The 14,371-nt window shown below is 61.6% G+C and carries 11 protein-coding genes; 5 read left to right on the top strand and 6 right to left on the bottom strand.

Features of this window, described 5'->3' with window-relative positions; genetic code table 11:
• The first annotated feature begins 114 nt into the window (after window positions 1-114).
• Entirely contained in the window at window positions 115-1,416 is a 1,302-nt protein-coding gene (locus C7A17_RS18115; protein ID WP_106739324.1) for an OprD family porin, read from the top strand.
• Between the two features lie 73 nt (window positions 1,417-1,489).
• Here C7A17_RS18115 and C7A17_RS18110 read toward each other — a convergent pair whose 3' ends face one another.
• A complete protein-coding gene (locus tag C7A17_RS18110; RefSeq protein ID WP_106743020.1) occupies window positions 1,490-1,897 on the bottom strand; it encodes a PaaI family thioesterase in 408 nt (135 codons plus the stop codon).
• 162 nt (window positions 1,898-2,059) lie between these two features.
• On the opposite strand from C7A17_RS18110, the gene C7A17_RS18105 reads away from it, so the two are divergent.
• Both C7A17_RS18105 and C7A17_RS18100 read left to right on the top strand, forming a co-directional pair.
• Window positions 2,060-3,775, top strand: coding sequence for a proline--tRNA ligase (locus tag C7A17_RS18105; RefSeq protein WP_106739323.1), 1,716 nt, complete (start codon window positions 2,060-2,062; stop codon window positions 3,773-3,775).
• 20 nt (window positions 3,776-3,795) lie between these two features.
• Complete coding sequence (locus C7A17_RS18100; RefSeq protein ID WP_106739322.1) at window positions 3,796-4,752, top strand: hypothetical protein; 957 nt, start codon at window positions 3,796-3,798, stop codon at window positions 4,750-4,752.
• Between the two features lie 72 nt (window positions 4,753-4,824).
• On the opposite strand, the gene C7A17_RS18095 is transcribed toward C7A17_RS18100, so the two are convergent.
• The 3 genes from C7A17_RS18095 to C7A17_RS18085 are packed head-to-tail and all read right to left on the bottom strand — an operon-like array spanning window position 4,825 to window position 6,749.
• Window positions 4,825-5,646: an aldo/keto reductase gene (locus C7A17_RS18095; protein ID WP_106739321.1), complete on the bottom strand. Its 822-nt coding sequence runs from the start codon at window positions 5,644-5,646 to the stop codon at window positions 4,825-4,827.
• Window positions 5,633-6,067: a VOC family protein gene (locus C7A17_RS18090; protein ID WP_106739320.1), complete on the bottom strand. Its 435-nt coding sequence runs from the start codon at window positions 6,065-6,067 to the stop codon at window positions 5,633-5,635. The genes C7A17_RS18095 and C7A17_RS18090 overlap by 14 nt, the downstream gene beginning before the upstream one ends.
• A gap of 1 nt (window position 6,068) precedes the next feature.
• On the bottom strand, window positions 6,069-6,749 hold the full coding sequence (locus C7A17_RS18085) for a class I SAM-dependent methyltransferase (protein ID WP_106739319.1): 681 nt from the start codon (window positions 6,747-6,749) through the stop codon (window positions 6,069-6,071).
• A gap of 196 nt (window positions 6,750-6,945) precedes the next feature.
• On the opposite strand from C7A17_RS18085, the gene C7A17_RS18080 reads away from it, so the two are divergent.
• A complete protein-coding gene (locus tag C7A17_RS18080; RefSeq protein WP_106739318.1) occupies window positions 6,946-10,044 on the top strand; it encodes a transglycosylase domain-containing protein in 3,099 nt (1,032 codons plus the stop codon).
• Between the two features lie 115 nt (window positions 10,045-10,159).
• Window positions 10,160-11,044 (top strand): alpha/beta hydrolase, encoded by an 885-nt coding sequence (locus C7A17_RS18075; RefSeq protein WP_106739317.1) that lies wholly within the window; start codon window positions 10,160-10,162, stop codon window positions 11,042-11,044.
• A 170-nt stretch (window positions 11,045-11,214) separates the two neighbouring features.
• Here the strand turns inward: C7A17_RS18075 and putP are convergent, their stop codons facing one another.
• Complete coding sequence (gene putP / locus C7A17_RS18070; protein ID WP_106739316.1) at window positions 11,215-12,699, bottom strand: sodium/proline symporter PutP; 1,485 nt, start codon at window positions 12,697-12,699, stop codon at window positions 11,215-11,217.
• Between the two features lie 469 nt (window positions 12,700-13,168).
• The gene (locus C7A17_RS18065; RefSeq protein WP_106739315.1) at window positions 13,169-14,293 is read right to left on the bottom strand and encodes a GNAT family N-acetyltransferase; all 1,125 of its coding nucleotides are present in this window, start codon (window positions 14,291-14,293) and stop codon (window positions 13,169-13,171) included.
• Between the last annotated feature and the right edge of the window lie 78 nt (window positions 14,294-14,371).

Raw genomic sequence — 14,371 nt, 5'->3', positions numbered from 1 at the left:
CTATCGCCAATATTGGCTGCGTGCTATAAGTTACCGCCGACACAAAAAGAAAGAGCCGCCCATATAACAAAACAGTGGGCAGCGCAACTCTTCTAAACCAAAGGAGCAATCACGATGCAAGTGATGAAGTGGAGCGTAATCGCCCTGGCAGTAGCCGCGGGCACCAGCCAAATGGCAGTGGCTTCCAGCCAGTCCGAGTCGAACGGTTTTATCGAAGACAGCAGCTTCAACATTTTCACCCGCGCCCTGTACTTCAACCGCGACTACCGTAATGGTGGTGGCAACATTGAAGATCCCAGCAAATCTAGCGGCTACAAGAGCGGCTACCGTGAAGAAAGCGGTCTAGGCCTGCGTCTGCTGTACGAGTCCGGCTTTACTCAAGGCACCGTGGGTGTAGGTTTCGACGCTCACTCCCTGTCCAGCGTTAAACTGGACAGCGGCAAGGGCCGTACCGGCACCGACCAGTTCGCTACTGACAGCGACGGCACTCCTGAAGATACTCAGAGCGAAGTTGGCGGCGCTATCAAATTCCGCATCTCCGATACCGTTCTGAAATACGGCAACCAGTTCGTGGCCAGCCCGGTATTCTCCACCGACGACAGCCGCATCCTGCCGGAAGTTGCCACCGGTACCTATCTGGTCAGCAACGAAATCAAAGGGCTGGAGCTGAGCGCTGGTCGTTTCACCGGCCTGAGCAGCCAGGTTCAAACCGCCCGCGACTCCGTTGAACTGACCTCGACCAACCTCGTAGGTGCAAACTACCAGTTCACCGAGAACTTCAGCGCCGGCTACCACTTCGCCGACACCGAAGACTACTGGAAAAAGCACTACATCAACGCCAACTACACCATCCCATTCAGCGATGATCAGTCCCTGAACTTCGATCTGAATGCCTACCGCACCAAGAGTCAAGAGAAAGAGCTTGGCGACAAGGTCGACAACAAGCTGTGGAGCTTGGCTGGTGCTTACAGCTTCGGCGCTCACACTGTCACCCTGGCTTACCAACAATCTAGCGGTGAGACCCCCTACGCCTATGGTGTAGATGGTGCTGGTACCGTCTGGGTAGCTAACGCCGTGACCAACGAATTCTGGAGCGAAGACGAGAAGTCCGCACAGGTTCGTTACGACATCGACATGAGCAGCTACGGCGTACCTGGCCTGAGCTTCATGGCTCGTTACGTCAAAGGCTGGAACGTTACCTCCGACGCCGGCACCGACGGCAAGGAACACGAACTGGGCTTCAGCGCCAAGTACGTGATCCAAGACGGCGCCGCGAAGGATCTGTCCCTGCGTCTGGCACTCAACCGTGCCCGCGCCGACCAAGTTGCAGCCAACGGCGCAGCTAACTTCGGTGGCGCTAGCGGTGACTTCAACGAAGTTCGCTTCTTCATCGACTACCCGCTGAGCGTTCTGTAACTTCAGCGTTACTCGATAGCAGCACCAAAGAAACCCGGCCTTGGCCGGGTTTCTTTATTTCTGCTCTGCTTTATTAAAGAGGTAAGGCATAAGTCCCTGTCACATGTGCAACCAACTCGCTCTCATTACCCGCCGAATATAACGACACTTCACAAACTGCCTGACGTCGGCTCAAGCGTAATATCCGTGCATCAGCCAGCAAATCCACCGGCTTGGGTTTGACCAGAAAGTTGATATTGAGATTGGAGGTTACCGCCATCTCCACTCGGCCGAGCCGCCCCAGCACGACGGCATACATGGCTGCATCACCCAACGCCATGATGGTCGGGCCAGAGAGCGTTCCACCTGGACGCACCAATTTGGCCTGAAACGGCACCCGTGCCAGCACACCCTCGTCATCGAGCCGGTCGATCCGCAGATCGATGTCTTCGGCCATTGGTAGCCCCGCCCGAATCAGCGTCTGAACGTCAAGCGCAGTCAATCCTGCCATCTTCCACCTCCCCTACCGCGATGATCTGGCGCCCGCCCTCTGGAACCTCGGACACATCGAACTTCATCGACTGCCCCGTCCTGTACGCCACTGTATAGGCACCGTACAATGCCGGCCTATTCCAAGCCCTAGCAACCGACAGAACGGCCAAACATGCGTACCAGTCAGTTCCTGCTCTCGACCCTGAAAGAAACCCCTTCCGATGCCGTGGTGATCAGCCACCAGCTGATGCTGCGTGCCGGCATGATCCGCAAACTGGCCTCCGGCCTGTACACCTGGCTACCGATGGGCCTGCGCGTGCTGCGCAAGGTCGAGACCGTGGTGCGTGAAGAAATGAACGCCACAGGCGCGCTGGAAGTGCTGATGCCAGCCATCCAGCCTGCCGAGCTGTGGCAGGAATCTGGCCGCTGGGTGCAGTACGGCCCCGAACTGCTGCGCGTGAAGGATCGTCATGATCGCGAGTTCTGCGTCGGCCCGACCCACGAAGAAGTGATCACCGACCTGGCCCGTAACGAGCTGAACAGCTACAAGCAACTGCCGATCAACATGTACCAGATCCAGACCAAGTTCCGTGACGAAATCCGTCCACGCTTCGGTCTGATGCGCGGCCGTGAGTTCATCATGAAGGACGCCTACTCCTTCCATGCCGACCAGGCTTCCCTGCAGGAAACCTACGACCGCATGCATCAGGCGTACTGTAATGTCTTCAGCCGCCTGGGCCTCAACTTCCGTCCGGTACAGGCCGATACTGGCTCCATCGGTGGCACCGGCTCGCACGAATTCCATGTGCTGGCAGAGTCTGGTGAAGACGATATCGCCTTCAGCAATGTCTCCGACTACGCCGCCAACATCGAGAAGGCCGAAGCTATCCCGCGTGAGAAAGCGCGCCTTGCAGCGGCCGAAGACATGCGCCTGATCGATACGCCCAACACCAAGACCATCGACGCGCTGGTACAGGGCTTCGGTCTGGCCATCGAGAAGACCATCAAGACCCTGGTGGTGCACGCGGCCGAAGAAGGCAAGCTGATCGCCCTGATCGTGCGCGGTGACCATGAACTGAACGAAATCAAGGCCGCCAATCTGGAACAGGTTGCCAGCCCGCTGCAGATGGCCAGTGAAGCCGAGATTCGTGCCGCTATTGGCGCCGGCCCCGGCTCCCTCGGTCCGGTCAACCTGCCGATCCCCTGCATCATCGATCGCAGCGTCGCACTGATGAGCGACTTCGCTGCTGGCGCCAATATCGAAGACAAGCACTATTTCGGCGTCAACTGGGAGCGCGATCTGCCCCTGCCTGAGGTTGCCGATCTGCGCAACGTCGTCGCTGGTGACCCCAGCCCGGATGGCCAAGGCACCCTGGAAATCAAACGTGGCATCGAAGTCGGTCACATCTTCCAGCTCGGTACCAAGTACAGCGAAGCGATGAACTGCCAGGTACTTGGCGAGAACGGCAAGCCAGTGACCCTGACCATGGGCTGCTACGGCATCGGCGTATCCCGCGTGGTAGCCGCCGCCATCGAGCAGAATTTCGACGAGCGCGGTATTCGCTGGAACGACGCCCTGGCCCCCTTCCAGATCGCCCTGGTACCGCTGCGCTATGAGACCGAGCAAGTACGCGAGGCCACCGACAAGCTGTACGCCGAGCTGACTGCCGCCGGCTACGAGGTGCTGCTGGATGATCGCGACAAGAAAACCAGCCCCGGTATCAAGTTCGCCGACATGGAGCTGATCGGTATTCCGCACCGCGTGGTCGTCAGTGACCGTGGTCTGGCCGATGGCAACCTGGAGTACAAGAGCCGCGCCGAAACCGAAGCGCAGGCTGTGCCGCTGGCCGACATCCTGCCGTTCCTGCAAGCCCGTATCAGCCGCTGATCACGCCGCACCGAGACATCATGCACACGAGCAACAAACTTCGCCTGACCGGCGCCGCCTTGTGCGGCGCCCTCTTCCTCAGCGGTTGCGCCAATCAGTTGCCGCAACGCAGCGAACACGAGGAGCGCGTCGAACGCAAACTACTGGATCACCAGTTGCAGATCGACGTGGGCGAGCCAAAGGTGCTGGAGCTGCCACAGCGACGGATTCGTGTGCATGATCAGAAGAGCTACGAGGTCACGGCGTTCGAGGTCACTCGTCGTTATGACCGCTACACCCCCTATCAACCCTGGCGCGAGCTGTATGAAGTGCCGCTGGGGGCAGTTGCCGTGGTCGCAGGCGTCGGCGCCAACGTACTCAACGTGGTATTGCTCGGCAGCCTGCCGGAGACTGTCACTCGTGACTGGATCAGCTACGGCATGGCGGGCCTCAACCCGTTCATGAACGTCGAGTCCAATGGTCGCGCCGAGCAGAACCTGGCGAGCATCGAGGAACTCCAGCGCGACCGACGCATGGAGTACATCAACCTGCCCTGGTCCGAGCGCCCGGTACTGATCAAGACAGCCGACCAGCAGTTCGAGCTGCTTACCGACAATACCGGCGTTCTGCGCCTGAATCTGCTGGATAGCCCGTTTACCGAGCAGAACATGGCCCGCCTGAACACGCTGCAACTGAGCGTAGAGGATCGCTTGGGTGAAGAGTCGGTCCAGGCGACGGCAACGCTGATGGTCAGCCACACGCTACGTGGCAAGCTGCGCGAGGCCCATGACCTGATCTTCGACGACCTCGAAGGTGACGACGTGGCGCAATGGGTACACCGGGTCAAGCGCTTGTCGGATCTAGGCCTGGAAGAGGAAGCCAGCGAACTCGAGCAGAGCCTGATCGAACTGACGCGCAACGATCCGGAGCTGCAGGAAGCCTTCCTCAAGGCCTTGCTCAAAGACGCCGGGCGCCTGGCTGCCGATCCGGCCAACTGAGCCCGCATGACATGCGACAGGGCACGCGCTCTGTCGCTTCGCAGGTTCCCGATGTGCACGGCGCACCTAGCTTCAGACCATCTCTAGTCTCTGCTTGCCTCGCGGCGGTGCAAACGCCGCATCCAGCACCTCCAGATCACCTCTATCCAGAATCAGTGAAGCCGCCGCAGCGTTGTCACGTAGATGTTGGCGGCTCACCGCCTTGGGAATGGCGATCACGCCTTCCTGCCTGAGCGTCCAGGCCAGCGCTACCTGAGCAGGTGTAACGGCATGACGCCTGGCCACTTCCAACAGCGCCGGCTCATGTAGCAGTGCCCCTGCCTGGCTCAACGGACAGTAGGCCATCAATGGCAGGGTCGCCTGCTGTTGCCAGGGCAGCAGGTCATATTCGATGCCGCGGGCTTCGAGGTTGTATAGCACCTGATTGGTCGCGCAGGCTGGCTGATCCAGTTCGAGCAGGTCATCCAGATCGAAGTTGGAAACGCCCCAGGCGCCGATCTTGCCCTGTTCGCGCAGGCGCTCGAAGCCCTCCACCGTTTCTGCCAGCGGATAGCGCCCGCGCCAATGCAGCAGATAGAGGTCGATAGACTCACAACCCAGGCGCCGTAGGCTACGCTCGCAAGCGGCCTGGACACCCTGCAGGCTGGCATTGTGTGGGTACACCTTGCTGACCAGAAACACCTCGTCGCGCCGCCCAGCGATAGCGGCGCCGACGACTTCCTCGGCGCCACCCTCACCGTACATTTCAGCGGTGTCGATCAGCGTCAGCCCCAAATCGATGCCTTCTTGCAGGGCTGCGATCTCACGCGCGCGCTGGCGCTGATCCTCGCCCATGCGCCAGGTGCCCTGCCCTATTACCGGCACCGCAACGCCAGCCAATTCAATCGTACGCATCACTCTCTCCTGAACGGGTTGTGACCTGCCCGTAACCATCGCCACACCATTGCAACAGGCACAGACCATGGCCGAAGGGGTCGCTAAGCGTTACCAGGCGCCCCCATTGCTGCTCACTGATTTCGCCTTCCTGACGCGCACCTGCTGCCAGCGCGCGGGCCAGTGCAGCATCGAGATCCTCGACGATGAAATCGAGGTGTAAAGGCATCCAGTGACGCTCGTAATCACGCGGCGATGGCACACCCGGGCAAGGAGGCGACCCGGCAGCCTTGTGCAGAAGGTAAATCGGCACCGGGGCACCGAGCATTTCGACTACGCTGCCCTCGAACAGATAGCGTCCCACACGCAGATCGAGTGCCTGCCGATAGAACGCGACAGCCGCCTGCAGGTCGGGCACGTCAAGATTGAGCAGCAATTGCATGTCAGAGCGGCTTGAGCAGCAGCAACAATGACACAGGCTGCACGCTTTCCGGGTGCAGCGGCTCCTGCAACCACTCCAGACGCCAACCGGTCTCGCCCATCAGGGACAACCAGGACTGCAAGGTGCGGAAGAACCAGGGCATGGGCGCCTGGAAACCCTCACCGAAACCGGCGAAGTCCTCTACCCGCCAGCCATCCTGATAAGGCTCACCATGGCTGGCGCGCCACGGATGCAGGGTCTGAATCAGCAGACTGCCGCCCGGCGCCAACAGCCCGTGCAGGCTGCGCATCACCGGCTCCAGCGGCTCTTCGAGCAACGCGAAGTTGCACACCAGCACTTCGAAGCGACCGAGTTGCTCGGCATGCTCCTCCAGCTCGGCATAACCGCAAACACGATACTGGCTGCGGCCATCACAGGCGGCGCGGGCTGCTTCGATCAGCGGTGCGGACGCATCCACCCCGACTGGCTCGATGCCATGTTCGGCCAATCCTCGGCACAGCCACCCCTCGCCGCAACCGACGTCCAGCACGCGCTTGGGCGCCAGTGCCAGCACCGCCTGCAGAATCGCCGCGTCGGTGACCAGGCGCCGGCTCTCGATGCGCTGTTCGCGCACCGCGGCAGCCCAGGCATCGGCGTTGGCCTGCCAGCTCTGCTGAAGCTGTTCTCGGTGATCGCGCTGCATGCCGGTTACCTGCATTTTGCGTTGTCGCCGAGTCTAGCAGGCCATCGCCCAGCCTTGATATGTCCATCCGGCCTGTCGGATACGTGCATAGCGACTAAGCTTGTAAGGGACAGGCGAGACGGTCGTAGCTTGGTCAAGATTCAGCGAACGACAGTTTCGCGGCCTTTGTGAAGCAGACAGGTCAGGCCGGGGGATTATGGGCGCATTATGGCAATCCGACCCTGAGCAGCGCGATTTACGCTCGAGTGCTCTCCCCATTGCGGGTACGGCGCGGGGCTCGAAGTCACGACGTTGGCGCCTGCTGCTGTATCTGCTGCTGATTGCCCTGCTGCTGGTCGCTGTTGCGCTGTTCGTATTCGAATTGCGCAGCGCCCACTTCCAGGCACGTGAGCTGAGCCGCTACGCCGCCAGCCTGACCTATCAGGTCGAACCCGGGCCCAGCCCGAGCATCCTCTATCCCAGCGATGGCCCCTTTGATAAACGCCAGGGCTATGCCTATCTGCCATTGATGCTGGAGCGCCTGCAACAGCGCGACTTCCTGATCAGCGCACAATCGCGCTTCTCCCCGGAACTGATGGCGTACAGCAGTCACGGCCTGTTTCCCCCCTTCGTCGAGAAGAGTCAGAGCGGGCTGAGCATCAGCGACTGCCGTGGCACACCGTTCTACGAATTTCACTACCCGCAGCAAGGCTATGCCGATTTCGCCAGTATCCCGCCGCTGGTCGTCAGCAGCCTGCTGTTCATCGAGAACCGCTATCTGCTCGATCCCGCCCAACCTCAGGCCAACCCGGCGGTGGACTGGCCACGCTTTGCCATGGCCGCGCTGTCGCAGCTCGGCAAGGTACTCGACATGCAGGATCAATCCGCGGGGGGCAGCACCCTGGCCACCCAGCTGGAGAAATACCGCCACTCCCCCGACGGCCTGACCCTGTCGGCAGGCGAGAAGCTGCGGCAGATGATTTCCGCCAGCGTGCGCGCTTATCAGCAGGGGCCGCAGACCCTCGAGGCTCGGCAAAACATCGTGCGTGACTACCTCAACAGCGTGCCGCTGTCGGCAGCCCCAGGGCATGGCGAAGTTCACGGCCTGGCCGACGGCCTGCGCATCTGGTACGGCGCCGACTTCGAGCGCAGCAACGCCCTGCTCGATCCGAGTCGCTCGCCCGATGCCAGCCTGGCCGAACGCGGCCTGGCCCTGCGCCAGATGTTGTCACTGATGATCGCCCAGCGCCGCCCGTCCTATTATCTGGCGCAGGGGCGCAAGGAAATGGAGACCCTGACCGAAAGCCACATCCGCCTGCTGGCGAGTGGCGGGCTGATCGACACGAAACTGCGCGACGCAGCCTTGAGCCAGAAACTGCATTATCGCGACTGGCAGCAGGAACCCAACCTGCGCCCGGTGGAAAGCGACAAGGGCATCAGCGTCGCCCGTTCACGCTTGTCCAATCTGCTGGGTATGCCTCTTTACGATCTCGACCGTCTCGACCTGGCCGCGCGCAGTACTCTGCAACGCGACCTGCAGCAGCAGACCAGCGCTTATTTGCAACACCTGGCCGACCCCGAGTTCGCCGGCAAGATTGGCCTGTTCGGTGATCGCCTGCTGTCACCGGAGAAAACCGCCGAAGTGCGCTACAGCTTCACCCTGTTCGAACGCACCGCAACGGGCAGCCTAGTTCGCGTGCAGACCGACAGCACCGACCAACCCTTCGACATCAACGAGGGCAGCAAACTGGAACTGGGCTCGACCGCCAAGCTGCGCGTGCTCGCGACCTACCTGGAAATCATCGCGGAACTGCATCAACGCCATTCAGGCAAGACACCCGCCGAGCTGCGTGCGCTGGAGATCGCCGAACAGGATCACCTCAGCCGCTGGGCCGTGGATTACCTGCGCAGCAATCCAGGCGTCGACCTCGCGAGCATGCTCGACGCCGCACTGGAGCGACGCTACTCCGCCAACCCGCATGAGCGCTTCTTCACTGGCGGCGGCGTGCACACCTTCGGCAACTTCCGTCGCGAGGACAATGGCCGCAACCCCACACTGCGCGAGTCCCTGCGCGAGTCGATCAACCTGCCATTCGTGCGCCTGATGCGCGATCTGGTGCGTTACAGCACCTATCAGAGCAGCGCCGAACTGCTCAAGGACGACAAGGATCCTCGGCGCCAGGAGTACCTGCAGCGCTTCGCCGACCGGGAAGGTCGCACCTTCCTTCTGCGTTTCTGGCGCAAGTACCAGGGCCAGCCCGAACAGCAACGCCTGGAGACCTTTCTCAGCGGCCTGCGGCAGACCTCGGCACGCTTGGCTGCCGTGCATCGCTACCTGATACCGAATGCCGACGAGGCGACGTTCGCCGCCTTCCTGCGCGCCCAGGTACCGCAGGAGAACCTCAGCGATGCACGCATCACCCGGCTCTACAACGACTACGGCCCCGGCGCCTACAGCCTGCCGGATCAGGGCTACATCGCCCGCGTTCACCCGTTAGAGCTGTGGCTGCTGGGCTTTCTCATCCAGCAACCACAAGCCAGCTTCAGCGATGCCGTGGCCGCCAGCGTCGACGAGCGCCAGGAGGTCTACGGCTGGCTGTTCCGCAGCCGGCACAAGAGTGCCCGCGACAGCCGCATCCGCATCATGCTTGAGGTGGAGGCGTTCTCCGACATCCACCGCCGCTGGAAGAATCTCGGCTACCCCTTCCAGCACCTCGTGCCGTCGCTGGCGACTGCCTTGGGCAGCTCTGGCGACCGCCCGGCGGCGCTGGCCGAGTTGATGGGCATCATTCAGAACGACGGCATTCGCCAGCCGGTGCAACGCATCGATGAACTGCACTTTGCAGCCAACACCCCCTACGAAACGCGAGTCGAACGTGATCCGCAGAGTGGCAAGCGGGTCATGCCATCGGAGGTCGCTGCGGCATTGCGCGGCGCGCTTTCCCAAGTCGTCGAAGGTGGCACGGCACGTCGCCTGCAAGGCAGTTTCCGACTGGCAGACGGCCAGGCGCTGACCCTTGGCGGCAAGACCGGCACCGGTGACAACCGCATCGAAAGCGTCGGCGCTGGCGGACGGGTGCTGAGTTCACGGGCGATGAACCGCACCGCCACCTTCGTATTCTTTCTCGGCCCTCGTCACTACGGCACCCTGACGGCTTTCGTGCCGGGGCGCGAGGCCGAGCGCTTCACCTTCACGTCGGCACTACCGGTGCAGGTACTCAAAGGCATGGCGCCGATCCTCACGCCCTACCTCGAACCCGGCAGCGCCACCCTGTGCCAGGCGCCGTTATCGGCGCAGCAGGCCAGTTGGCAGTAACACGCGGTAACCAGGCTACAGGCACAGCAACGAAACCGGGCGACGAATGACCGGTCAATGCCCCCAGCAACGCAGTACTGTCCTTGTGCTTTGACCTTCACTTTCTGGAGCCGCCATGCCCGCATCCTGGATCGCGCTGATGCGCCGTCGCCGTTTCAGCCTGATCGCCCTGCTGAGTCTGTTGATCCTGCTACCCGTGGGCTGCGCGAAGCTGGAAGAAACCGAACGCAAGCTGGTGTTCCGGATCGAGCCGGGCACTGCCCGTTGGTTCAGCGGCATACCGAACGGCTTGCAGGAGATGGATCTGCAATCACCGGATCTGGCGCCTGGCGAAAGCCTGCATGCCTGGTGGTGGCCAGCAGCCCGCGCCGAAGCCCCTACCCTGCTCTACCTGCATGGCTCACGCTGGAACCTCACCGGCCAGTTGTTTCGCATCGAGCAGTTGCACGCCATGGGCTACTCGGTGCTCGCGGTCGACTACCGCGGTTTCGGCCAGAGCCTTGGCCAGTTGCCTTCGGAGCGCACCGTCTACCAGGACGCGCATATCGCCTGGCAACATATCGAGCGCCTGCAACCCGACCCAGGCAAGCGTTTCATCTACGGCCACTCGCTCGGAGGAGCAGTAGCCGTGCACCTGGCCTACGAGCTGGCCCGCGAGCACGACTCGCCCCAGGCCGGTGGATTGATCGTCGAGTCCAGCTTCACCAACCTGGGCGATGTCGCCGCAGCCGTCACCCAGACATCGCTCCCCATACGCTGGCTGCTGTCCCAGGAGTTCGATTCGTTGAGCAAGATCGGTGACGTCGGCGTACCCGTATTGATCGCCCACGGCCGCGATGACCGCTACGTGCCTTCGCGCTTCAGCGAAGAGTTGTTCGCAGCCGCCAGCGAGCCCAAGCGCCTGTTGCTGATCGACGGTGCCAACCACAACAACAGCCTGCGCATGGCGGGCAGCGACTATCGACAGGCCCTGCAGGATCTGAGCAAGCGCCTGAATTGAAGCGTTCCGTAGGCTGTGCTGTGAACCATCGGTGCGCACGGCGCACCCTACATGCCCCCGTAGATGCTAGCGTCGCGCAGCGACGGCTCGCAGGGCGGCCGGCATAAATGGCAGGCAATAAAAAAGCGGCGACTGCCATGCAGTCGCCGCTTTTTCACATCAGGAGACAATCAGACCGCTTTGTATTCCTGATCGGCCTCGTCGAAGCGCTTCTGGATCGAAGCGGAAGGCTCCTTGTCCAGCAGGCTGAAGACCACGATGCACAGGCTGCAGAGGATGAAGCCCGGAATGATCTCGTACAGACCCAAGCCGATGAACTCCTTCCACACCACCACGGTGACGGCACCGACCACCATGCCAGCCAGCGCGCCGTTACGGGTCATGCGCTTCCACAGCAGGGAGAAGATCACCACCGGACCGAAGGCAGCACCGAAGCCCGCCCAGGCGTAGGCCACCAGGCCAAGCACCTTGCTCTCGGGGTTGTAGGCAATGGCGATAGCAACCAGCGCGATGGCCAGCACCATGAAGCGACCGACCCATACCAGCTCGGACTGCGAGGCGTTCTTGCGCAGGAAGGCTTTGTAGAAGTCTTCGGTCAGGGCGCTGGAGCACACCAGCAGCTGGCAGCTCAGGGTACTCATCACGGCAGCCAGGATGCCCGACAGGACGATACCAGCGATCCACGGGTTGAACAGGATCTTGGTCAGCTCGATGAACACGCGCTCACCGTTCTCGTTGACCGCGCCTGCCAGCTCCGGGTTGTTGTTGAAGTAGGCGATACCGAAGAAACCGGCAGCGACCGCACCACCCAGGCAGAGAATCATCCAGGCCATACCGATGCGGCGCGCCGCCGGAATGGTCTTGACCGAATCAGCGGCCATGAAGCGCACCAGGATGTGCGGCTGACCGAAATAACCCAGGCCCCAGCCCAGCAGGGAGACGATGGCGAGGAAGGACAGGTTGCGGAACATGTCGAAGTTGGCCGGGTTGGCCTGCTCGATGGTGGCCATGGCCGCGTCGTAGTTGCCCAGCGCCAGGATCACGAACACCGGGGTGATCAGCAGCGCGAAGAGCATCATCGCCGCCTGCACGGTGTCGGTCCAGCTCACGGCGAGGAAGCCGCCGACGAACACGTAGAGGATGGTCGCCGCAGCGCCGATCCACAGCGCGGTGCCGTAGGAAATGCCAAAGGTGCTTTCGAACAGGCGCGCGCCTGCCACCACGCCCGAGGCGCAGTAGATGGTGAAGAACACCAGGATCACCAGGGCCGAGAAGATGCGTAGCAGGCGACTGCTGTCTTCGAAGCGGTTGGTGAAATAGTCGGGCAGCGTCAGGGCGTTGTTGTTGTGCTCGGTGTGCACACGCAGACGCCCGGCAACGAACAGCCAGTTGAGGTAAGCACCGACGATCAGGCCGATGGCGATCCAGCTCTCGGAAATACCAGCAACGAAAATCGCGCCCGGCAGGCCCATCAGCAGCCAGCCGCTCATGTCGGAAGCGCCAGCCGACAGGGCGGTGACCACGCTACCGAGGCTACGACCGCCGAGGATGTAATCGGAGAAATTCTTGGTGGCTCGGTAGGCGATGAATCCAATCAGCACCATGGCCATGATGTACACCACGAAGGTGACGAGCATCGGAGTACTAGCTGTCATTGGGGGGCTCCCCTCTCATTTGTTGTTATCGGGCAGCGGGAAATAACCCGTATGCCCCGATTGTGAAACGCACTTGCTTGTGGCGAGCGTTGGGCATCGTCTACTTCCCTCTTCACGCAGGCAGCCCGGAGGTTGTCGGCAAAGGCAGGTAGACCCGAGCGGTTCTCCACCGCAGCCGTTGCGCGTCGGCGAGCGCATCACGCACGCTGCCAATCTCCTTGCGAACACCGCATCACACCGACTGCCATGTACATGCCCCTCGTATCGGTCTAGCCCAGTTACGCTGGTCTTACCAATCGAAGATCACCACAGCAGGCACTGCAAACGTGAAGAGCGGAATTTAGTGGCATCGTGACAGACGCTTCTTGCAGAAAGCTCTGAACTTTTTTCAGGAAACTCCAACGAAGGGAACTTCCGCCAGCCGGCTCGCTACATCAGACGCCCGCGCAAGACGCGGCATCACGCCCCGTCAGTCGTGTCGATAAGGAAGGTGCTGAGCTGCCTGCTCGGCATAGGCGAGCACATCGATGCGCTCCTGCTGCAGATAATCCGCCACAGCCTCCCGTAACCCGGGGTGACAGAGGTAGTGCCAGGATCGGGTGATCACCGGTTCGAAACCGCGAATCAACTTGTGCTCCCCCTGGGCACCGGCGTCGAAACGAGCAAGCCCAACCTCGATGGCCCAGGCAATGCCCTGGTAGAAGCAGGTCTCGAAATGCAGCCGGTCGAACTCGGCCAGGCAACCCCAGTAACGGCCGTAGAGCGTATCACCATCGAGCAGGCTGAAAGCCATGGCTACTGGGCGGCCATGTTGATGCGCCAGCACCACGCGGATCGACTCGGGCATGCGCTCGGCCAGCAGACTGAAGAAAGCCCGCGTCAGGTAGGGCGCCTGCCCACGAACATGGTAGGTGTTGGCGTAGCAGTGATAGACGAAGTCCCACTGCGCCTCGCTCAATTCATGGCCGCCTAGCCAGTCGAACTCGATGCCCTGCCCCGCCACCTGCTCCCGCTCCTTGCGCATCTGCTTGCGCTTGCGCGAAGCGAGTGCATCGAGAAAATCCTGAAAGTCGCGATAGCCGCGATTGCGCCAGTGATACTGACAGCCAATCCGCTCCAGCCAGTTCTCACGGCCTTGCAACACTTCATCGCAGGCCGGTTGGGTGAAGTTGATATGCAGGCTGGAAAGCCCCTCCTCATGCAGCGCAGTGGTCAAGGCATCGATCAGACTGGCACAGCCCTGGCGATCGCCGAGCAGGCGCGCACCACCGACCGGGGAAAAGGGAATGGCCCCCAGCAGCTTGGGGTAATAGGCGATACCCGCACGGCGACAGGCATCGGCCCAGCCATGATCGAACACATACTCGCCATAGGAATGCTGTTTGACGTAAGCCGGCATAGCCGCCTGCAACTGCCCGTGCTCGTCGAACCAGAGCCGATGCGCAGGCTGCCAGCCCGTGCGCCCGCCGACACTGCCACTGTCCTCCAACGCACTGAGAAATGCGTGGCGCAGAAAGGGCTGCGGGCTGGGTAAAAGGGCATCCCAGTCAGAGGGAGGTACCTGATGCAGGGTGGCGATGCATTGGAGCGGCATGACGAGTTCCAGACCTTCTCAAGCACGAATGGCGGCAGCGCTTCGGCTGCAATATATCTCTAACAATGGCCACGCAAT

It is taken from the genome of Pseudomonas mendocina (genome assembly GCF_003008615.1).
Taxonomy (GTDB): Bacteria; Pseudomonadota; Gammaproteobacteria; order Pseudomonadales; family Pseudomonadaceae; genus Aquipseudomonas; species Aquipseudomonas mendocina_C.
Note: the sequence above shows the minus strand (reverse complement) of the source record. Positions and strands in the feature narration are given on the sequence as shown.